The sequence below is a fragment of the Anaerolineales bacterium genome, assembly GCA_003105035.1.
Classification (GTDB): Bacteria; Chloroflexota; Anaerolineae; order Anaerolineales; family UBA4823; genus FEB-25.
In genome coordinates, this window is sequence record PQAL01000011.1 from 52,469 (window position 1) to 73,580 (window position 21,112).

A 21,112-nucleotide genomic window follows, 5' to 3' on the forward strand; every position below is an offset into this window, starting at 1 on the left:
TTAATAGTAAGGATTGAGTTTACAGGAGGTACATTATGTTTTTATTGGATCCAACATATTTGCTGTTTATGCTCCCAGCATTTATATTAATGATCATTGCACAAAGTTATGTGAGCGGTGCATACAAAAAATGGAGCAAGGTGCCGGCTCAAAGCCGATTTACAGGTGCCCAGGCTGCCGAACGACTGATTACATATGGCGGTCTGGATGTCTCGGTTGACGGTGTGCGTGGGAAGTTAACTGATAATTATGACCCACGTGTGAAGACGCTGCATCTCTCTGAAGGCGTTTACAACAGCTCATCAGTCGCTTCGCTGGCAATCGCTGCCCATGAGCTTGGGCATGCCATGCAGGACCGGGATGGCTACTTCCCGCTACGATTACGGGCGGCCCTGGTCCCTGCGGTAAACATTGGCTCCTATTTAGGATGGATCCTCATCCTCATTGGCATGCTCTTGCGGCAGACGCAGCTTGCCTGGCTGGGTGTGATTGTCTTTTCGGGTGGAGCAATCTTCGCCCTGGCAACTTTACCGGTAGAGCTTAATGCCTCCTCACGGGCAAAAGCACTGCTAACCAATACGGGGATGATCATTGGAGAGAATGAGCAGCGTGGGGTTAACAGTGTTCTAAATGCTGCAGCCCTGACCTATGTCGCTGGTCTCGTAACCGCAGTTTTACAGCTGTTGTATTTCGTAACTATGGTTGGTGGGGCAGGTGGACGAAGACGCTAGGACAGATCTACCATTTTCCTTCGCGGTGGTGGACAGCAAATAACCGCCGCGAAGGTTGGTATAATCCATCCTATGCGGAAATTTATCTTCGCAATCATCATATTTCTTGGGTTTATCTTCATTATTGGTCGACTCACAGAAATACAATCAATCGTAGAAACCTTACAAAGGGGAAATATTTGGTTTATATTTTTAGCCCTCGTCATTGAATTCCTTTGGACGCTTAATTGTGGCTTGTCATTCCGTTCCATCTACCGCGGAATGGGAATTGAAGAGCGCGTTGGGACGTTATCCCTTATCGTTTCCGCCGCAAATTTTGTGAATGTTATCGCCCCCTCAGGAGGGGTGAGTGGCATGGCAATTTTCGTCAGTGAAGCCCGCCGCCGAAATTACTCTGCTGCCCGAGCGGCTGCAGCAGGTGTGCTTTACTTATTATTCGATTACCTGGGATTGATCGCCATTCTGGCGGTTGGGCTGGTAATCTTGATCAGGCGAAATGACTTATCTTTAGTGGTGATCCTGGCTTCCGCTGCCCTTGTTGCACTGGCAATGTTGTTTACATATTTAATCAACCTTGGCATGCAGTCCGCAGTTTCCTTCGGTAATGCCCTGGCCAAGTTATCCAGGTTGGTTAACCGCATCCTGCGTCCTTTTATCCACCGCGATTATCTCTCTGAAGCGAAAGCCCATGAGTTCGCCCATGATGCTGCCGAGGGATTAATCTTGATCCGCAACAAACCGCGCAACATCCTTGCACCTTTGCTGTTTGCCGTAACGAACAAGATTGCCCAGATACTTATCCTGATATTGGTTTTCCTGGCATTTAAAATCCCAATCTCAATTGGGACGGTTATCGCCTGTTTCAGCATTGGCACGTTATTCGTGATCATTTCACCTACTCCTGCCGGAATCGGTGTGGTCGAAGGTGCACTAACTTTAGCTCTTACTTCTATGTATATCTCACTCGAGGATGCTGCAGTCATCACCCTCAGCTATCGCGGGATTACCTTCTGGATACCCATGGTTGTTGGTGCAATATCTCTACGAGTGCTGGAAAAGGTGGGAATTGAACCAAATTCCACGAATCATGTCCAATCAGATGTTTGACCAAACCTTCTCCATCGTGTATAATCGGAATTCGTCTTAGAGACCAGAACATTTATACAAAGGATTTAGGTAATTCAGAATGCCAAAGCGAACTTATCAACCCAAAATTCGGCGCCGTGTGCGTGTGCATGGATTTCGAAAGCGAATGTCGACCGCTGATGGTAGGAAAGTATTAAAAGCTCGCCGGCTGAAAGGCCGCTACCGTCTTACTGTCAGCATGAATAATCACGTCAAGAAGATCAACTGGCGTGGGTGAAACGCAATTTCCGACTGACACGATCAACCGATTTCAAGCGGGTGAGGCGTTTTGGAAAGTCTTATGCCCACCCGTTTATTGTGTTGGTTGCTCTGCCAGCGGAAGGAGAACGAACATTAATCGGTGTGAGCGCGGGCCGTTCCGTGGGAAGTGCAGTGGATAGAAACAGAGCTAAAAGGTTGATTCGTGAAGCAATCCGCCCATTCTTGCCCGCCCTGCAGCCCGGTTGGAACATCCTGTTGCTCGCCCGAAAACCTATCCTTCAAGCACAATTTACGGAGATCCAAAGTAGCTTACAAACACTCCTCACCCGAGGGCAAATCTTGAATGGCAACAACGAACGACCAGCCACTGCATGAGCATACAAGCACACCGGAACCTCGCTTGCGTGATCTGCCTGTAACCATTTGGAACCTGCCACGTATACCATTATTGGCACTCATTCGCTTGTATCAGATGACTCTTTCACGCACATTACCGGAAGGCACCTGCCGCTTTTATCCCACCTGTTCACATTATGGCTACCAGGCGATCTATAAGTATGGGGCCATCAAAGGCAGCTTAATGGCCACCTGGCGGGTGATCAGGTGTAACCCATTTAATCCGGGTGGCTTTGATCCAGTACCTTAGAAAAGATAAACGATGAAATCAAAAAAAATCCTACTCATCAGTACTTTTTTTCTTCTCACCATTCTTCTTTCAGCTTGTAGTGCAGGTGTAACTGCCTCCACCAGCTGGCATGGCGTATCCACGGATGCTAACCTGGCTTATCTAGCCGCTGGAACCCAGGTCTATGGCGTTGACCTCAACACAGGTGCCCAGAAATGGAAATTCCCTGCTGATAAGCCGAACGTAAAGGGATTTTACGGCACACCAGTACTGACTGCGGATGGTCAGTTGTTACTGGTCCCCGGATATGATGGCTACCTGTATTATGTGAATCCCGCGACTGGCGCGGAGATAACGAAATTTTCGGGCTCAGCCTACAAGCTGATCGCCAGCCCGTTGATAATCGACAATATGATCTACCAGCCATCCACCGATGGCACAGTCTATGGTCTCGATTTTCAAGGAAATGAAGTGAAGTCTTATCAAACTTCCGGCCAGCCCCTATGGGCACAGCCCGCCACATCCACGGATTGCGGTTGTATTTATATCTCTTCCATGGATCATAGCGTTTACTCCTTTGATATAAGTACGGGTAGCCAGCTTTGGAAAACCCAGGATCTTGCGGGTTCAGTAGTTGGGAAGCCAGCAGTTGGAGCTGATGGTACATTATATGTTGGTACTTTTGGCAGCGAGCTGGTTGCACTGGATGGCACCAACGGGTCGGTCAAATGGCGCTTCGGCACAGAAGATTGGGTATGGGCTGGACCAGCTTTGGACAATGACATCCTTTATTTCGGCGACCTGAAAGGTTACCTGTATGCCGTGAATGCTGCTGATGGCACCCAGGTATGGCGTATCCAACCGAACAATACCATCGTTGATACTCCACTCATATCGGGCGAAAATCTCTACCTGACCACGAAATCAGATACGATGTATACCATCAGCACTGCAGGTCAGATCGTGAACTCAACTGTTGTCGGTGGTGACTTTATATACTCCTCGCCTGTGATTGCTGGTGATAAAATCCTGGTCACACCCCTCAATTATGATAAGAACCTGCTGGTAGCTCTGAGCCTTGAAACTCCCAATGCTGCCCAAAAATGGCTTTTTGTTCCGGCCAAATAGTGATAGAAACCAATCACGGAGATTATCCATAGAATGAACGAAATATGGAACACCATAATTCTTACCCCCATGGTCAACGTGTTGATCTGGATTTACAACATCCTTTTTCACAATTTTGGCCTGGCAGTTATCCTGTTTACTGTTTTAATCCGCCTGATCACCTATCCTTTGACTGCCCAGCAGATGAAGAGCCAGGCGAAAATGCAGGAATTAAACGCTTCCAACAAGATGAAAGATATCCAGAAAAAGTACAAGGATGACAAGCAGAAACAACAGGAAGCAACCATGGCGCTGTACAAAGAAATGGGTATCAACCCACTGGGTGGTTGTTTACCTCTTCTGATCCAATTTCCAATCATGATCGGACTTTACCAGTCCATCTCCCTGGCTCTGGCTCAGGCTCCCATCCAGCTGCTCAATCTCAAACAGAGCATTGCAGCATTCCTCCCAGCAGCTGCACTGATCCCACTAAATTCCCAGTTTTTATGGCTTGACCTGGCATTACCTGAATCGCAAACCCCGATTTTCGGTTTTCTCATCCCAGGCATTAATATTGGCATCCCGATTTTGACAATCATCGTGGTTGTAACGACCTGGCTGCAATCAAAAATAATGACGCCTGCATCTACCAATCCGAATGACCAGAGTTCAGCCATGGCGAGGCAGATGAACCTGTTCATGCCGCTGATGATGGGCTGGATCTCGTGGACACTTTCCTCCGGGCTGGCTCTTTATTTTATTGTGAGCAACCTGCTGGGGATTGCCCAATATGCTTTTCTTGGCAAGGTTAATTGGGCCAACCTGCTTCCAAGAGCTAAACCCGCCAAGGCGAAGTAAAGAGTATCATAGGGGATACAACCAAAGAAAAATACTATGAATTCACAACGAACGACAATCGAAATTATCGCTCCGACGATTAATGAAGCGATCGAAAAAGGATTAGCCGACCTGGAATTAACCCGGGAGGACGTGGAGATCGAAATCCTGGATGAAGGCAGCCGAGGCATATTCGGACTTGGCGCTCATCAGGCGCGTGTACGCCTGGCTGTTAAGCAAGGGTCAGATCAGCAGAGCGATGAGCTGCTCAAGAATGTTCAGGTGGAATCTTCCTATCCTGTATCTGCTGAGCAAGAACCATTACCTGCCCCCGTACGCATCCCACCTGCCAATGCCAAGGAAGAGATTCCCCTGCACGTGGCACAGGAAACGGTCAGTGAGCTGTTAATCAAGATGCACATTCAGGCTGAAGTCAAGGCATCTTATGGTGAAGTAGATGAAGACCATGATTCCCGCCCGATCCTGGTGGATATCACTGGAAAAGACTTAAGCATCCTGATCGGGAAACGCTCCGAAACCTTGAATGCGCTGCAGTACATCTCCAGGCTGATCGTGAGCAAAGAGCTTGGTGAAAACATCACGCTGATCATCGATGTGGAAGGTTACCGAACACGCCGGGAGCGCCAGCTGCGCCAATTAGCACACCGTATGGCGGAGCAGGCGGTAAAGACCGGGCGCAAACAAGTATTGGAACCCATGCCTGCCAATGAACGACGCATTATCCACATGGAGTTGCGGGAAGATGCCCAGGTGACCACCGAAAGTTTTGGGGAAGAACCACATCGCAAGGTGACCATCATACCCAAAGCATAATTTTCAACACCCTGGATGCTGTCCGACCCCTCGAACGGCATCCTTTTTATTTCAGGTATAATTCAGCCATGTTCAGCCTTTCCCCGCTGGAACCGATAAATTATTTGCTCATCGGTCACCTGACCCGTGACCTCACGCCACAAGGCCCAAGGATCGGAGGCACAGCAGCCTATGCAAGCCTGACTGCCCACGCTCTAGGATTGCGCGTTGGGATTGTCACCTCTTGGGGGGCAGAAATTCCCCTTGGCAATTTGAAGCACATCCCCATCATCAGTTATCCTGCCGATAGCTCAACAACTTTTGAAAACATTTACTCACAAAAAGGAAGGATTCAAGTTCTCCATACCGTTGCTGCCCGATTAGATTACCACCTTATTCCCGAACCCTGGCGCCAGGCGCCGATTGTCCACCTCGGGCCGGTCGCCCAGGAAGTTGAGCCCGGGTTGGTGCGGCATTTCCCCAGCTCGCTGGTCGGTGTGACTCCCCAGGGCTGGCTACGCGCATGGGACACCCAGGGTCATGTTCATCCTACTGAGTGGCCTGAAGGAGCCTTTATCCTGCAGAATTCTGGTGCAGCAATTCTGAGCATTGAAGATGTCCAGGGGGATGAAGCTCGTATTGAAGAAATGGCATCTGCCTCCCGTATCCTGGTTGTGACTGAAGGCGCAGCCGGGGCACGCGTGTATTGGAATGGTGATGTTCGGCGTTTCAGGCCACCGAGTGAGCTGGAACTCGACTCTACAGGTGCTGGAGATATTTTTGCAGCAGCGTTCTTTACCCGCCTATACCTAACCAGGGATCCCTGGGAATCAGCCCGCTTCGCAAACCAAATTGCAGCAACATCGGTTACACGACAGGGGTTGGATGGCATCCCTACTGCTGAGGAAATCCAGGAATACTTGATTGAGGTTTTGTGATGGGGCGAATTTACACCATTGCCAACCAAAAAGGCGGAGTAGGTAAAACCACCACCGCGGTAAACCTGGGTGCTTTCTTGGCGAGCTTTGGCCAGCGTACCCTGCTGGTAGACCTTGACCCCCAAGCTAACGCAACCTCCTGCCTGGGAATTGACAAACGCACCATTAAAAACAGCATATATGACGTCATCATTGGCGAAACTCCAGCAATTAAGAATACTTTATACAACCAGCGCCTTAATTTGTCCCTACTACCCTCCTCACCTGCCTTGGCTGGTGCAGAAGTTGAGCTCGTCTCTGTGATCGCCAGGGAGACAAAGCTGAGAGAGGCTCTCCAGACAATCATCGACCGTTATGACTATATCCTGATCGATTGCCCACCTTCATTGGGATTACTTACCTTGAATGGTGTGGTCGCGGCTAAGGATGGAGTCATCATCCCGGTTCAATGCGAATACCTGGCATTGGAAGGGATCGGGCAGCTTAACCAAACCCTGGCACGTATCCGGGCGGCATTATTCCCGGATTTGCGCGTGCGAGGAGTGGTCCTGACGATGTTCGATGTTCGTACCAAGCTCAGTGCCGATGTAGTCCAAGAGATTAATCAGCATTTCCCCAACCAGGTCTTTAATACACTCATACCCAGGTCGGTGCGACTTGCTGAAGCGCCGTCTTATGGGCAACCGATCTCGATTTATGCCCCTGGATCGACAGGTGCCATCGCTTATTCCAACCTGGCGCGTGAGATCCTGGTGGGTGATGGTGTGCTGCAACCCGAACCCTTTGAGACTTTAGTGAGAACAGAATGACAAAGAAGACCGGCTTAGGCAGAGGGCTTGATGCCCTTATCCCCGCAGGGGATTTTGCACCTGAAAGCGAAACTCCCCTTCCCAGCCGCGGCTTTGAAATGTTGCCGATACGCAGCATTAGCCGCAACCCACGCCAGCCTCGCTCTCAGATGGATCAGGAAGAGCTGACTGAGCTTTCAGCATCCATCAAGGAAAACGGCATTCTCCAACCATTGATCGTGACCCCCTCCGGAGAACCTGGTCGATACACCTTGATCGCTGGTGAGCGCCGTCTACTCGCTGCAGGCATGGCTGGCCTAGACAGTGTGCCGGCAATTATCCGGGAAGCCTCAGAGCAAGAACGGCTCGAGCTGGCATTGATCGAGAACGTCCAACGCGCTGATCTCACTCCCCTGGAGGCCGCTGAAGCCTACCGCCAGCTAGCTGACGATTTCAGCCTGTCTCATGAACAGATCGCCCAACAGCTGGGAAAAAGCCGGGTGGCAATCACCAATACGTTACGCCTGCTCAAACTTCCGGATGATGTACGCCAGGCACTCGCTGATGGTGTGATCAGCGAAGGGCATGCCCGCGTCCTGCTCAGCTTGCCGAGTGAAGCAGCCCAATCGGCAGTGCTGCAGGCAATCATCAAACACGAGCTGAATGTGCGCAAAACAGAAGACCTGATCCGAAAGTACCTGGGTCAACGTCCTTCTACGCCGACAAAGCCTGTCCCAAAGCCAGACGTAACTTTCCTCGAGGAGCGCCTGCGAGAACGCCTTGGAACGCGTGTCAGCCTTCATCCGCGAAAAAAGGGTGGAACCATGGTGATCCATTATTATTCTGAAGAAGAATTGGATGCCCTGGTCATCCGCATCCTGGGCAAGAGCAGTTGAGCTGTTTCAATGCTCGTTATCTACAACGCGCATCTCTATACTCATGAGCTTTATCAACCTGTGGCGACTGCCATTGCAATCGATCATGGCAGGATCCTGGCTGTCGGCAACGACGACCAGATTTTGGCCTCATTCTCCACCGCGAACATAATTAATGCTGACGGGCGCACCGTCATGCCGGGGCTGATTGACGCGCATATCCACCTGGAAGATTTCGCCTTGGGCTTACGAAAAATTGACTGTGAGACGGACAGCCTGGATGAATGCCTGCAACGCGTGGCCTTGCGTGTGATCACCACCCCGCCTGGTGAGTGGGTTTTAGGCCATGGCTGGAATCAGAATAATTGGGATGAAGGTTATGGAACCGCCTCCATGCTGGATGAGATTGCCCCCAACAATCCGGTCTACCTGACCCATAAATCGCTGCATTGTGCCTGGGCCAATTCTACCGCCCTGCATTTGGCAGGAATCACACCCGACACATCCGATCCTGTAGGCGGAAGAATTAGCCGGTTACCAGACCGGCAACCCGATGGGATCCTGTTCGAATCAGCAATGGGAGTACTCGAACAAGCCTTGCCGGAACCCAATCTGGAACAGGTGACAGAAGCGCTTCGCGCAGCCATCCCCCTATTGTGGAAGATGGGCCTTACCAGTGTACATGACTTCGACGGTATGCGCTGTTACTCAGCTTTGCAGGTGCTACACCAGCGCCATGAGCTGAATTTTCGGGTCCATAAAGCAATCCACCTGGAGGACTTACCTGGCACGGTTGCTGCAGGATTACACTCCGGATCTGGTGACGATTTCCTTCAGCTCGGTCCTTTGAAAATGTTCTCAGATGGAGCCTTAGGCCCACATACAGCAGCCATGCTGGCGCCCTATGAGGACGAACCTGGTTCCGGGGGAATGCTGATGCTGGATGCTGCAGCTGTTTTTGAACACGGCCGTATAGCAGTGGAAAATGGGATCCATTTAGCTATCCACGCCATCGGAGATCGTGCCAATCGGGAGGTGCTCAATGGACTTGCCAAGCTCCGTGACCTTGAGGCTTCCCGAAATGCTTACGGGCAAAGTCGGTTACGCCACCGAATTGAGCACGTGCAGGTAGTTCATCCGGATGAGCTCTCAAGATTCAACGGGTTGGAAGTCATCGCATCCATGCAACCAATTCATGCCACCTCCGATATGCACATGGCTGATCTATGTTGGGGAAAACGATCGGCATATGCCTATGCCTGGCGAAGCCTGGCTGCTAACCAGGCGAAGCTGATCTTCGGCTCAGATGCACCGGTTGAAACGCCTAACCCATTCCTGGGCTTGTATGCAGCAGTCACGCGCCGCCGGGCAGATGGAACTCCATCGCCCGAAGGCTGGTACCCTGACCAGCGCCTAAGCATCACCGAAGCATTACAGGCTTACACCACGGGTCCGGCATACGCTGCCGGTATGGAAGACCGTCTCGGCAAGTTATTGCCCGGATACTTGGCCGATCTTATCATCATCAATGACAATCCCTATACCTGCTCGCCCGAAGAGTTTCTACTGATGCATCCTTCGGCAGTTATGGTCAGCGGTGAATGGGTCTTCTCTGAACTCGATTAAATAACAAAACGCCGAGATAGATTCATCCCGGCGTTTAATCAAGTTAGTGGTGATTCAAGGTGCCATGCCGATCGTAACAGGTTCGGAGCGGACCAGGTCAGCGTAGACTACCAGGCGTTTCAGATAGGTACGGCTTTCGTCATCCCATTCCACGCATGTGATCAGTGAGATTTGCGCATTATCCGTGGGCAAAACAACCGACAGATCCCCATCATCGGTCACTTTGCTCTCCCGTACCTGGTAGGTATAGATATTATTCTCTGTGTAAAGCAGAACCAGCTCACCCCCTGGCAGCTCGTCCAGATGGCGGAAAGGACCGTCCCCCATCCCTGCGACAGTCACATGGCCGGCAAAGCCTGTATTGCTCCCCAATCCAGGCCAGGAGGTATTGCCCATCCAGGCGACTTCCTGCTTCAAGCCTGAGATCAACCAGGTCACCCCGTCAAACGGCACGTACTTAACCACTGTATCCAGCATCAGTGCTGGGATAACGATACGGGTCACAGAACTTGTATCCGGACCGACCTCACCCGGCTGAGGGGTCACTGTGATGACCGGGGTTGGAATGGGATAATCGGGTAAGGTTTCCAGCTGATCATACGTATCCGGAGTTGAAAATGCTGAGGCGGGTTTATGAACCAGGGTTGTCGCAGAAGGTTCCTGCACAGCGAGGTTGCCATTCGTCGGAGTAGATTGGTAGACTACAACCTGCTCTTCTGTAGTGAAGATACCGAAGCTGATCGCTCCGAGGATAAAACCCAAAACAATTAAAGAAGCGCTTCCAATAATCAATCCAAGCTTATATTTCGACTCGCGTAGCTTGGTCCAAATTACTACTGTGAGTAATAGGATCGCGCCGAGGATAATCAGGATGAAACCTGGGATCATCCCAGAATTTTGTAGTTTACTTTCACGCCAGTTCAATGGTAGTTCACCTGTTCCGGGTAGAGTCTGGTAAATCACCTGATAGCTGACACTGGCGGTTTTCGAGAAGACCTCATTGTAAGTTAGAGCTACGATATTGGTGATAGTTTCGGTGCGGGTGAGAGTCGAGTTAACCCTGACGGTTGCCACGATAGTGACGAGCCCACCTGGTCTTATGTCTCCGATTGAGACAATGAATGAATGAGTCTGTTTGTTTACCGAACCCTGGGTCGTTGTGACGGTCAGGACATCCAGGTAAGTAGGATATGAATTCACAACGATGTTATTCTGGGTAGGACCTGTTCCTGTATTTCCAACCTTAATCGTGAAAACAAAATTTTCTCCAATTCTCGCTGAAGTGGGAGAAACTGTCACAGCCAAGGCTGGTACTGGGGTTAATGTGCCGGTAAAGGTAGGTGAGGGAGTCAGGGTATTGGTTGGTGAGGGCCCTGCAGTATTGGTTTTTGTGGCAGTCGGCTGCGTTCCGGTGAGCGTTGCCGATGGACTGGGTGTAATTGTATCGGCGGGTCCTATTTTTACATTATTTAAAACAATAGGTAGATATGGGTCGTAGGGTTTCGGATCTATTACCTTGGCAGATGACGCCAGTTTGGGGATAAGCAAGGACCCACTCAACAACCCGAGGACCAGGATGGAAATCAACATCCTGGTGATAGTTTTTGAAGAAATCCGCCACCCCGACCGTAAGTTTTTCATCTATCCTGTCTATTAATGCTGATTTTAAAACACGCTTCTTGAATATTATAACATCTCAGATAAGTAGCACATTAATATTATGTGTAACTAACCACGGGCGTCTGCATCTAACGATTGTAATAAAAATTCCTCAGAACCAAAGTTAAGGAGAATTATGCAGTCAAGAATACTAAATGATGAGATCAGTGCGCAGATTCAACAGATATTTTCCACTGAATTGGATAAGCCTGTCGAATTAATTTACTATACTCGAAAAAATGAATGCGAGACTTGTAATGAAGCTGGTCAATTATTGGAAGAACTGGTTTCATTATCAGATAAACTTACCTTGCGTGAATATGATTTGGACGAACATTCACAAATCGCGCAACAGTACAATATTCACCATGCCCCTGCCCTGGTGCTGACTGCACGTGATCAAGATGAGCTGGTAGATTATGGCATCCGCTTTTACGGGATCCCTGCAGGCTACGAATTTAGCTCGTTGATCCACTCAATCCAAATCGTCTCCAAACGCGATTCAGGTCTGAAAGCATCTGTACGCAACGAGCTGAAAGAGCTGAAGAAGCCCATTCAACTGAAAGTATTCGTAACACCTACCTGACCTTATTGCCCGCAAGCCGTGGTGCTTGCTCATCAAATGGCCATGGAAAATCCTTTCATCCAGGCTGAGATGGTTGAAGCCAATGAGTTTTATGAGCTTGCCATGCAGTATAATGTCAGCGGTGTACCCCAGACGAATATCAACGATGGTGCCGGGGTGGTAGTTGGTGCAGTCCCTGAAGATGACCTGCTGCAAGAAATCAAACGAGCGATGAATTAAGCACCATATTTAAAAACATGTCCTTGTTGCAAAGCCAGAAGAAGACAAATCTGGGGATGATCATCCCGCTTTCGTTGATCGGTGTGGGATTGATCATCCTGGGCATTGTGACTACCTGGTATATCCTGTCTCAAAACCCTGACGATGAGTACTCGGTGGTGCCGTCCGCAGTGAATTTCCCTGCGCCTGAGTTGGTTTTCAACGACCTGTCCGGAAACAAGGTGAATTTAGCAGATTATCGTCAGCAGATCGTCATGATCAATAATTGGGCCACCTGGTGTCCACCGTGCAAAGCAGAAATGCCCACCCTGTCGAAATACTTCAAAGCCCATAACCAGCAAGGCTTTATGTTGTTCGGGATCAATGCTGGCGATCCAAAAAACGATGTAACGAAATTTACCAACGAATTCCAGCTTAAATTTCCGATCCTGCTGGACCCTAACACGAGAGCGCTGATGCTCTTCAAGAATGACAGCCTCCCCAGCTCATATGTCATCGATCATGCTGGCAATGTAGTCCTGGCCTGGACAGGGCCAATCAACCTGGAGATGTTGGAAAGGTACGTTACCCCACTATTGGAGCAGTGACCATGGACGCTAAAGTGATCTGGAAGCATGATCTATCCTTCACCGGCACGATGGACACCGGCCTTACGATTCCTTTGGAAGGCGACGTCGCTGAAGGGCCAAACTCGGGGGGCTTCAAGCCAATGGAATTGATTGCCATTGGCCTGGCTGGGTGTACTGCTATGGATGTTATTTCAATCCTCCAGAAGAAACGCCAGGATGTGACCAACTTCGAAGTTCGGGTATATGCTGATCGAGCCTCCGATTTTCCGAAAGTATTCACCAATATCATGATCGATTATTTAATCACCGGCCGGAATGTCGAGCCGGCTGCCGTCGAGCGCTCGATTGAGCTGTCTACGACCAAATACTGCCCGGCACAGGCCATGCTGAGTAAATCCTGCAAAATTGACCACCGATATTCAATTAAAGATGCATGATGATGCATCGGCTTGATTAACACAGGCATAGAATTATTGGTTGGAATAATTTTTGGCACATTCATATATCCAGCCATATGATATAGTATAAATACGGCATGATCGCTGAGCATTCAAATAAGGGGTTGACAGGTACATTTTCAATATAATCAATTGATAGATTGTCGTGATAAGGGGTGGGTTTTATTCATATTCGCCTTCTAGAACTTTTCCGACCCTGAAATCTATGAGCTGATGGTCTCATTCAAACAAACCCTGCGGATGCCAGAATACTTAATAAATTCTATTCTTTGATACAAAACTCACAAATTTATTAGCAAAATGCATTGCGGATAATTTGCATAAAAAGGGTATACATGCTATAATCAGGCCAGTAAATTCCCCCCTTTACCAGTAATCAGTCCTAGATGATTTCACGGCTTCCCGCCTATTTTATTGTTGTTAATGCTAATTTTGGCGGGAAAATAAAGATAATATTGAGAATGCTCAATTAAATTCCTATATCAGAGAAGAAAAACGATGAAAGTTATTGAATTACAATCAACAGCCCTTGACCGACTACGCCAGATGGCCAGAGATTTAAATATCCAGAATGCGAATCGCCTGAAAAAAGATGACCTCATTTTAAAAATTCAACAGGCGGAGGCTGAACGTGATGGCCTCGAACTGCGAGGTGGCATTCTTGAAATTATGAGCGATGGGATGGGTTTCCTGCGCTCAGGTCATTACCAGCCGGGTGCATTTGACGTGTATGTCTCCCAATCACAGATCAGGCGGTATAGCCTACGCGATGGAGACCTGATTATTGGACATGTTAGGCCTCCCCGCGAATCAGAAAAACACTATGGGCTGCTTAAGGTCGAGACGGTCAATGGGATTGACCCTGAGGAGATCCGTAACCGCCCGGCGTTTGAAAGCTTAACCCCCATTTTCCCTGATAAGCGATTCAATCTGGAGACTGACCGGCACACCCTGGCAACACGCCTGATCAATATGGTGACCCCGATCGGTCGTGGTCAGCGAGGTTTAATCGTATCTCCTCCCAAGGCCGGCAAGACTACCATCTTGAAACAGCTAGCCAATGCGATATCCACCAACCACCCGGATGTTTACCTGATGGTTGCCCTGATTGGTGAGCGCCCGGAGGAAGTGACCGATATGGACCGCTCGGTCGATGCTGAAGTGATTTCCTCAACCTTCGATGAGCCAGTCACTTCCCATGTGCGCGTGGCAGAGATGGCCTTGGAACGGGCCAAACGTATCGTGGAAACCGGCCGGGATGTGGTCATCCTGATGGACTCGATTACCCGTCTGGCACGCGCTTATAATCTGGTCGTTACCCCATCTGGGCGAACACTTTCAGGCGGTATAGATCCGTCTGCTCTATACCCGCCCAAGCGTTTCTTCGGCGCAGCCCGTAATATCGAAGAAGGTGGCTCGCTGACCATTATCGCTACCTGCCTGGTAGATACCGGTTCCCGTATGGATGACGTGGTTTATGAAGAGTTTAAGGGTACCGGCAACATGGAACTCCTGCTGTCTCGACGCCTGCAGGAACGGCGGGTCTTCCCTGCAATAGATATCGAGCGGTCATCCACCCGTCGTGAAGAGCTGCTACTCGGCCCGGACCTGACCCCCAGGGTGTGGTTGATGCGACGCATGTACGACCAGATGATCGCCTCACCACCATTCGGTGCAGGGATGGACCCTGCAACAGCAACGGAGGCTATCCTACAGCGCCTCTCGAAGACCGACGACAATTTAGCATTTCTCGAAACCCTCAACGAAGACCAGGATTAATCATTTTTATTGGTATAATCTGCGCCTTGTTATAATGCAGTTATAATAATCGCGCCTTGAATTGGTATGGGTTATGGATAAAAATAAGAATGACGAGATTGGCTCGGAGGAGCACGAACAACAGCGTGGGGCTGGAAAATCTACTCGCGAGCCAAATGGCCTGGTTTTAGTCGGCTTCTGGATGTTAGCGTTCAGCCTTGTGCTATTGGCAGCATATGTTGGCTGGCGTGCAACGAACACGAAGGCAGCCGCATCGGAGCCTACTTCGACGATTACATTTCAAACTGAACAGCCTGAATTTACCCCAAACCCGGTGGAGGCCAATCTACCTGCCTATTTTAAAGAGATAACACGCGAAGCAATCGTTCGCCGGACCACTCTTCACACCAATCTCCCCACACGATCACGCACCGATATAATCGAATATTCAGTAACTACCGGAGATTCTGTGTTTGGGATCGCAAAAAGCTTCAATCTTAAACCGGAAACCATCCTGTGGGCAAACTATGACCAGCTCAATGACTCACCGGATATGTTGGACCCTGGAATGCAGCTGAACGTACCGCCTGTGGATGGTGTTTATTATCAGTGGCAGGAAGGTGATACGCTTGATTCGGTAGCTGCTAAATTCGAAGCAGATGTAGAAGAAATCCTCTACTGGGAAGGCAATAATTTTGACCTGACCAACCCGGAGGTACAGCCTGATCAATGGATCATGATCCCGAACGGGCATCGTGAATTCCGCCAGTGGGTGGTACCAACGATTGCCAGGGCTAACTCCGGCGTATCTAAATCAGTGCTTGGACCAGGTGCCTGTGAAGGTAATTATGATGGGGCTTATGGCTCAGGAGCGTTTGCCTGGCCAAGTGGCAACCATGTCCTCTCAGGGAATGATTACTGGTCGGGTCACCTTGGAATTGATATTGCCGGTGCCATGGGAGATGGTGTATTTGCTTCCGACGCGGGGGTGGTCGTCTTTGCTGGTTGGGCTAACGGTGGCTACGGGAACATGATCATGATCGACCATGGGAATGGTTACCAGTCACTTTATGCCCATCTTAATTCGGTGAGTGCCCGTTGTGGTCAGAGCGTGGGTACCGGTTCATATATTGGTGCATTGGGAAGCACCGGCAACTCCACTGGAGCTCACCTCCACTTCGAAGTGCGCTACCTGGGAGGCTTCATCAATCCCTGGTATGTATTGCCTGCACCGTAAATCGAACAAATAAAAGAGTCAAAAATTAACCGATGGATTGAGATGAAAAGGGAGACCTATGCCTGATCATGACATGGATTTCAAGACCGAAGTACTTGCCGAAACGGATAACCTGCACTACCAGGTGTGGAAGGCTGATGAGCCAGATGGCGAAACAACCTATCACCTGGAGCTAAATAACGTGACCGTGCATTTCTTTACCGAAGAATGGGAAGAATTCTTAAAACTAGTCAGGATGATGGGGAAAAAATAAAGCTCAGTAGAGATCGCAGTATCGAAAAGCTTAAGGGGAGGTAATTACCTGGGTTACATAGGGTATCACTGACTGGCAGGGCACCGTCAGGTGACTTGACACATGCTCCCAATCCATGGGGGAACGGGAGGCCCAGTTTGTATACATGGCATAAGACAGACACCCCGGGCCTACGTGATAATCAGCAATGGTAAATTTCCAAAGTTCTTCATAACTGGAGACCTCACCACCCAGCATGCCGGTAGCATTATAAACAATCTGAGCTACCGCCTCACAATCAGCCAGCATGGTATTAGCCACCAGGTTGATGCTCGTATCGGTTTTGGTCAGGTCGATACCAAATTCGCAGGTCTCACAATTCGCATCCGCGCTAATGGCAAGTGCTCCACGCAGGATGGCCTGGTTTTCCACGCTCAATTTTAAATAGCCAGCAGAGCACACATCCTGGGTGAGCACGAGTGGACAGAACTGGTTATAAAATGAAGGATTCCACAGCAGGAGCGTATCTGCACCATTATCGGTGATTTGTCCTAATCCAAACTCCTGTGGTTCCCTGAACTCGCCTGGCCAGAATTGGCTCTCCTGGGCAAATAGGTTTTTAAGTAACTGGGCAGGTACCTTTACTTCGTTAGCGACCTGCATGATCTGCTCATCGAACTGGTTTTGCCAGAGGATGACTTCTGGTAAAGCCACATCCAATCCACAGTTATCTGCATAGCCGTTTTCTAATAACCCACCGGTTGGGCAGGAGGATGCGTCTACAGCACCCTCGGCAATTAAACGACCGGCCAGGTAAGAATAGGGCTCTTCGGTTTCAAGAAAAGCCACATCTTCTGGCGTGGACAGCCACTGAGGCACACCACCTACAGGTGGGAAAGCCTGCCATACTTGCGAGCAGGTTGCCAGGTCATTGCCTTGCCATTGGTTGGAGATGACGTCGATATACCAGCCACCACTGGTGGGTGTGGCACTCACCCCACTGTCAATCACGCGCACCATGGCACTAAAGACCTGCGTTGAATCTCCAAAGCTTGAATCGGCCCAAAACTCGACGACTGAGCCAGCCAAGACGGTTGGCTGCATGAGGACATCGCAGACACTGCCCTGGCAGGTAGCTTCCTCGCCAGCTAGCATCACATGAATGGCAGTGATCTGTTCATTTGGCAATGGTTCCATACCTTCGAAATGAAGGCTTGGGATGTTGGGACATAGATTCTCAGGGGGGACCGGGGAACAGCCACTTAAGCTCACGTATACTTCCGCAGGAGGCAGGTCGACTTCAATTGATTTTTCAGCTGGAGCGTTCCCCACGTAAAAAAGGTATAACCCGGTACAACCTGCGGGAGGTTGCTGACCGTCACTGGAAACCACACATGGCTGGGTTTTCAGCCATTGGTTGTATATGATCGCCCCACAATCAGTCAAGACGTCCTGCCCGGTCGGCCAACCTTCATGGTCAATGTACACCTGGCAGACAAGTTTGCTATCTGTCCATTGGAGTAGCCACCATTCATAGCGTGTGTAGGTCATAACAATGGTGGCCTTACGACCCGTTTCTGTTGCTGGATTATCGGCGGCTTGAACTGTACCTGTCTGAGCCACACCAGCTAAAAGAAACAGGAATACGATATACACCCGGAAAAGTCGCATCAGCTTTTCCACCCAAATATACATTATCATGGTTGGAGAGCCTTGTCAATATTCCTTGCGACAACGATAAGTGCATGATAAACTGAGGAACAGATGGTCAAATCTGACCTTGAATAGCTTTGTTTTGGAAGCCAGATTGACTTCTGGAGCGGATTATCAATCAGCGTACCTGTCCGAATGACCTTTTTGGTTGAAATCAGGTGCGAAACATGCAGCACTAGAGAATAATTGCCATGCCTCCTATCATTTATTTACTTGATGGACACGCCCTGGCTTACCGGGCCTATTATGCCCTGACCAGGGGCTCATCCACAGCCTTCACCACCCACGCAGGCGAACCTACGGCGGGTGTCTTTGGATTCACATCCATCCTCCTGCGTCTGTTGGAGCAAGATCACCCCGACTATTTAGCAGTGACTTTCGATACTGGAAAGACTTTCCGGGATAACCTCTTCCCTGAATATAAGGCTACACGAGCGAAAATGCCTGACGACCTGCGCCCTCAGATGGAACGGATTCGCCAGATTGTCGATGCTTTTAATATCCCCCGTTTGGAAAGGGAAGGTTACGAAGCAGATGATATCCTGGGAAGCCTCTCAAGGCGATTATCTACGGAAGGTTACGGTGTAAAGATCATCACCGGTGACCGCGACCTGCTCCAGCTGGTGGACGACCGCATCCTGGTGAACCTGCCTGGCAAAACTCTATCAGAAGCGAAGGATTATTTCGCCAAAGATGTCTTTGATATGCTCGGTGTGCAGCCGGAACAGGTAGTGGATTATAAAGCCCTGGTAGGGGATAAATCGGATAATATCCCTGGCGTGGCTGGCATCGGTGAAAAAACTGCAGCTTCGTTATTGGCCAGTTATTCAACCCTGGATGGGATTTATCAGCATCTTGAAGAAATCTCGGAAAGCACGCGCAAGAAACTCACAGCCAATAAAGACAATGCTTACCTGAGCCAGAAACTTGCCACGATCGTAACAGATCTAGAGGTCAGGCTCGACCTGGATATGGCACGAACAGAGAAATTTGACCCGGCCCGGGTTGAGGCCTTGTTTCGAGACCTGGAATTTCGCTCGCTGATGGGCCGCCTGACGGCACTATACCCCGCGTTTGGTAAGACCAGTGGGCAGAAGCAGGAACAGCTATCGTTATTTACAACCGCTGCACCCGAGACCAAGCCGGCGATCACTCAGGATGGCCAGATCACGGTGCACGTGGTCAACGATCAACGCACCCTCCAGGAGCTGGTCAAAAGATTGGAAAGTGCCAGTGTCATCTCATTCGACACTGAAACGACCTCGACCAACCAGATGCAGGCTGACCTGGTGGGGATCTCCCTGGCTGTGGATGGCGACGAAGGCTGGTATATCCCAGTGGGTCACCGCCCAGAATTGGGCACCCAGCTTCCCCTGCAGGTGGTGATGCGTGCCTTGCGTGGACCGATGACCGACCCACACATCCCCAAGGTCGGGCACAACTTAAATTACGATTTCGTCATGTTCGCCAGGAACGGTATCCGGTCTGGGCCACTTACCTTCGACAGTATGATCGCCGAGTGGATCACGAACCCCACTTCGCACAATCTGGGGCTGAAAAACCTGGCCTGGGTTCGGCTGGATTTTCGCATGACCGAAATTACCGAATTGATCGGCACGGGCCGGAAGCAGATCACCATGGACCAGGTTCCTATAGAAAAGGCCGCTCCGTATGCAGCCATGGATGCCATCGCAGTGCTACGCCTGATGCCAGGATTACAGGCTGAGCTAAAAGCCAATGCAGCGATGAAATTGTTTGAAGAGATCGAGCTGCCTCTCGTTCCAGTAATCGCTGATATGGAGATGGCAGGGATTGCCCTGGATATCAATTTTCTGAGAAAGATGTCTGGGGAGCTACAGACTCGTATGAGCGAGCTGGAAAATAAGGTGTATGAATACGTGGGAGAGCGTTTCAATATCAACTCCACCCAACAGTTGTCGAATGCGCTGTTTACTCGCCTCAAGCTGATACCACCTGATCGAACCCGGCGCACAGAAGCTGGCAATTTCTCCACTTCAGCCGAAGTGTTGGAATCGTTACAGGGTAAGCATCCGGTGGTCGACCTGTTGCTTGAATACCGTGAGATATCCAAACTGAAATCCACCTACCTGGATGCATTGCCTGAAGAAGTAAATCCGGCAACTGGCCGTGTTCACACTTCCTACAACCAGACCGGTAGCGTTACCGGTCGCATTGCATCATCTGATCCGAATTTGCAAAACATCCCCATCCGCACTGAGCTCGGCCGGCAGGTGCGCCAGGCTTTTATCGCCGCTCAAGGGAATACGCTACTTTCGGTGGATTATTCGCAGGTTGAGCTACGGATTGCCGCCCATATGTCGAACGATGAAGCCATGCTAGCTGCCTTCAGAGCTGACCAGGATATCCACACCGCCACCGCCGCGGCAATTTTAGGAAAAACCCTGAATCAGGTAACAAAAACCGAGCGCCGCAATGCGAAGGCCATAAATTTTGGACTGTTATATGGTATGAGCCCGTTTGGTCTGACCCGAGCGAGTGACCTAACCCTGGCAGAGGCTGAGGATTTTGTTGAAGCTTACTTCAAGCAGTTCCCGGGGATAAAGAGCTACCTGGACAACATGCGCCGTCAGGCTGCAAAACTAGGTTATGTAGAGACCCTGCTTGGTCGACGGCGTTACTTCCCTGGTTTAAAATCAGGAGGTAATCTGGCCACCCGTGCGCGGGAAGAGCGTGAAGCAATCAACGCCCCGATCCAGGGAACAGCCGCGGATATTATGAAAATTGCCATGATCAAAGTGGCAACTGCGCTTAAAGAGAGTGATACGCAAGCCCATATGCTGCTACAGGTCCATGATGAGCTTGTGCTGGAGTGCCCACAAAAAGAATTAAAAAATGCTGCCAGGATTGTACGCAGGATGATGGAAAATGCCTATAATTTAGTCATTCCCCTGAAAACCGAAGCACGTTATGGTCATGATTGGGGTAACTTAACAGTGCTAGAAGAATAGGATT

General features: G+C 49.9%; 21 protein-coding genes. 19 read left to right on the top strand and 2 right to left on the bottom strand.

Annotation, left to right across the window (positions count from 1 at the left end; all coding sequences use genetic code 11):
* Positions 1–35: 35 nt before the first annotated feature.
* The 12 genes from C3F13_05625 to C3F13_05680 all read left to right on the top strand — a co-directional run bounded on the left by C3F13_05625 (position 36) and on the right by C3F13_05680 (position 9,687).
* Positions 36–731, top strand: a complete 696-nt coding sequence (locus C3F13_05625) for a zinc metallopeptidase (GenBank protein ID PWB54931.1) — start codon at positions 36–38, stop codon at positions 729–731.
* Between the two features lie 72 nt (positions 732–803).
* Positions 804–1,838, top strand: a complete 1,035-nt coding sequence (locus tag C3F13_05630) for a hypothetical protein (GenBank protein PWB54932.1) — start codon at positions 804–806, stop codon at positions 1,836–1,838.
* Positions 1,839–1,917: 79 nt separating this feature from the next.
* Entirely contained in the window at positions 1,918–2,094 is a 177-nt protein-coding gene (locus C3F13_05635) for a 50S ribosomal protein L34 (protein ID PWB54933.1), read from the top strand.
* Positions 2,082–2,453: a ribonuclease P protein component gene (gene rnpA / locus C3F13_05640; protein ID PWB54934.1), complete on the top strand. Its 372-nt coding sequence runs from the start codon at positions 2,082–2,084 to the stop codon at positions 2,451–2,453. Before C3F13_05635 ends, rnpA begins: the two co-directional genes overlap by 13 nt.
* Positions 2,422–2,724, top strand: coding sequence for a membrane protein insertion efficiency factor YidD (locus C3F13_05645; GenBank protein PWB54935.1), 303 nt, complete (start codon positions 2,422–2,424; stop codon positions 2,722–2,724). Before rnpA ends, C3F13_05645 begins: the two co-directional genes overlap by 32 nt.
* 12 nt (positions 2,725–2,736) lie before the next feature.
* Positions 2,737–3,831, top strand: a complete 1,095-nt coding sequence (locus C3F13_05650) for a hypothetical protein (GenBank protein PWB54936.1) — start codon at positions 2,737–2,739, stop codon at positions 3,829–3,831.
* 33 nt (positions 3,832–3,864) lie between these two features.
* Positions 3,865–4,668 (top strand): hypothetical protein, encoded by an 804-nt coding sequence (locus C3F13_05655; protein PWB54937.1) that lies wholly within the window; start codon positions 3,865–3,867, stop codon positions 4,666–4,668.
* Positions 4,669–4,704: 36 nt separating this feature from the next.
* Positions 4,705–5,481, top strand: a complete 777-nt coding sequence (locus tag C3F13_05660) for a hypothetical protein (GenBank protein PWB54938.1) — start codon at positions 4,705–4,707, stop codon at positions 5,479–5,481.
* A 68-nt stretch (positions 5,482–5,549) separates the two neighbouring features.
* Entirely contained in the window at positions 5,550–6,398 is an 849-nt protein-coding gene (locus C3F13_05665; protein PWB54939.1) for a ribokinase, read from the top strand.
* Positions 6,398–7,207, top strand: coding sequence for a sporulation initiation inhibitor Soj (locus C3F13_05670; GenBank protein PWB54940.1), 810 nt, complete (start codon positions 6,398–6,400; stop codon positions 7,205–7,207). The genes C3F13_05665 and C3F13_05670 overlap by 1 nt, the downstream gene beginning before the upstream one ends.
* Positions 7,204–8,082 carry a stage 0 sporulation protein J gene (locus C3F13_05675; protein ID PWB54941.1) on the top strand — a complete coding sequence of 293 codons (879 nt, stop codon included), beginning with the start codon at positions 7,204–7,206 and terminating at the stop codon, positions 8,080–8,082. Before C3F13_05670 ends, C3F13_05675 begins: the two co-directional genes overlap by 4 nt.
* A gap of 9 nt (positions 8,083–8,091) precedes the next feature.
* Positions 8,092–9,687 carry an amidohydrolase gene (locus C3F13_05680; GenBank protein PWB54942.1) on the top strand — a complete coding sequence of 532 codons (1,596 nt, stop codon included), beginning with the start codon at positions 8,092–8,094 and terminating at the stop codon, positions 9,685–9,687.
* Positions 9,688–9,741: 54 nt separating this feature from the next.
* Here C3F13_05680 and C3F13_05685 read toward each other — a convergent pair whose 3' ends face one another.
* Positions 9,742–11,328: a hypothetical protein gene (locus tag C3F13_05685; GenBank protein PWB54943.1), complete on the bottom strand. Its 1,587-nt coding sequence runs from the start codon at positions 11,326–11,328 to the stop codon at positions 9,742–9,744.
* A gap of 154 nt (positions 11,329–11,482) precedes the next feature.
* Here C3F13_05685 and C3F13_05690 point away from each other — a divergent pair, with 154 nt between their 5' ends.
* From C3F13_05690 to C3F13_05715, 6 genes are all read left to right on the top strand, one after another.
* Positions 11,483–12,151 (top strand): glutaredoxin, encoded by a 669-nt coding sequence (locus tag C3F13_05690; protein ID PWB54944.1) that lies wholly within the window; start codon positions 11,483–11,485, stop codon positions 12,149–12,151.
* Positions 12,152–12,168: 17 nt separating this feature from the next.
* Positions 12,169–12,738 (top strand): hypothetical protein, encoded by a 570-nt coding sequence (locus tag C3F13_05695; GenBank protein ID PWB54945.1) that lies wholly within the window; start codon positions 12,169–12,171, stop codon positions 12,736–12,738.
* A gap of 2 nt (positions 12,739–12,740) precedes the next feature.
* A complete protein-coding gene (locus tag C3F13_05700) occupies positions 12,741–13,157 on the top strand; it encodes an osmotically inducible protein OsmC (GenBank protein ID PWB54946.1) in 417 nt (138 codons plus the stop codon).
* A 519-nt stretch (positions 13,158–13,676) separates the two neighbouring features.
* Positions 13,677–14,957 (top strand): transcription termination factor Rho, encoded by a 1,281-nt coding sequence (locus C3F13_05705; protein PWB54947.1) that lies wholly within the window; start codon positions 13,677–13,679, stop codon positions 14,955–14,957.
* Positions 14,958–15,030: 73 nt separating this feature from the next.
* Positions 15,031–16,173 (top strand): hypothetical protein, encoded by a 1,143-nt coding sequence (locus C3F13_05710; protein PWB54948.1) that lies wholly within the window; start codon positions 15,031–15,033, stop codon positions 16,171–16,173.
* 58 nt (positions 16,174–16,231) lie between these two features.
* On the top strand, positions 16,232–16,426 hold the full coding sequence (locus tag C3F13_05715; protein ID PWB54949.1) for a hypothetical protein: 195 nt from the start codon (positions 16,232–16,234) through the stop codon (positions 16,424–16,426).
* Positions 16,427–16,456: 30 nt separating this feature from the next.
* Here the strand turns inward: C3F13_05715 and C3F13_05720 are convergent, their stop codons facing one another.
* Entirely contained in the window at positions 16,457–18,100 is a 1,644-nt protein-coding gene (locus C3F13_05720; protein ID PWB54950.1) for a hypothetical protein, read from the bottom strand.
* Between the two features lie 209 nt (positions 18,101–18,309).
* Here C3F13_05720 and C3F13_05725 point away from each other — a divergent pair, with 209 nt between their 5' ends.
* Positions 18,310–21,108, top strand: coding sequence for a DNA polymerase I (locus C3F13_05725; GenBank protein PWB54951.1), 2,799 nt, complete (start codon positions 18,310–18,312; stop codon positions 21,106–21,108).
* Positions 21,109–21,112 lie beyond the last annotated feature (4 nt).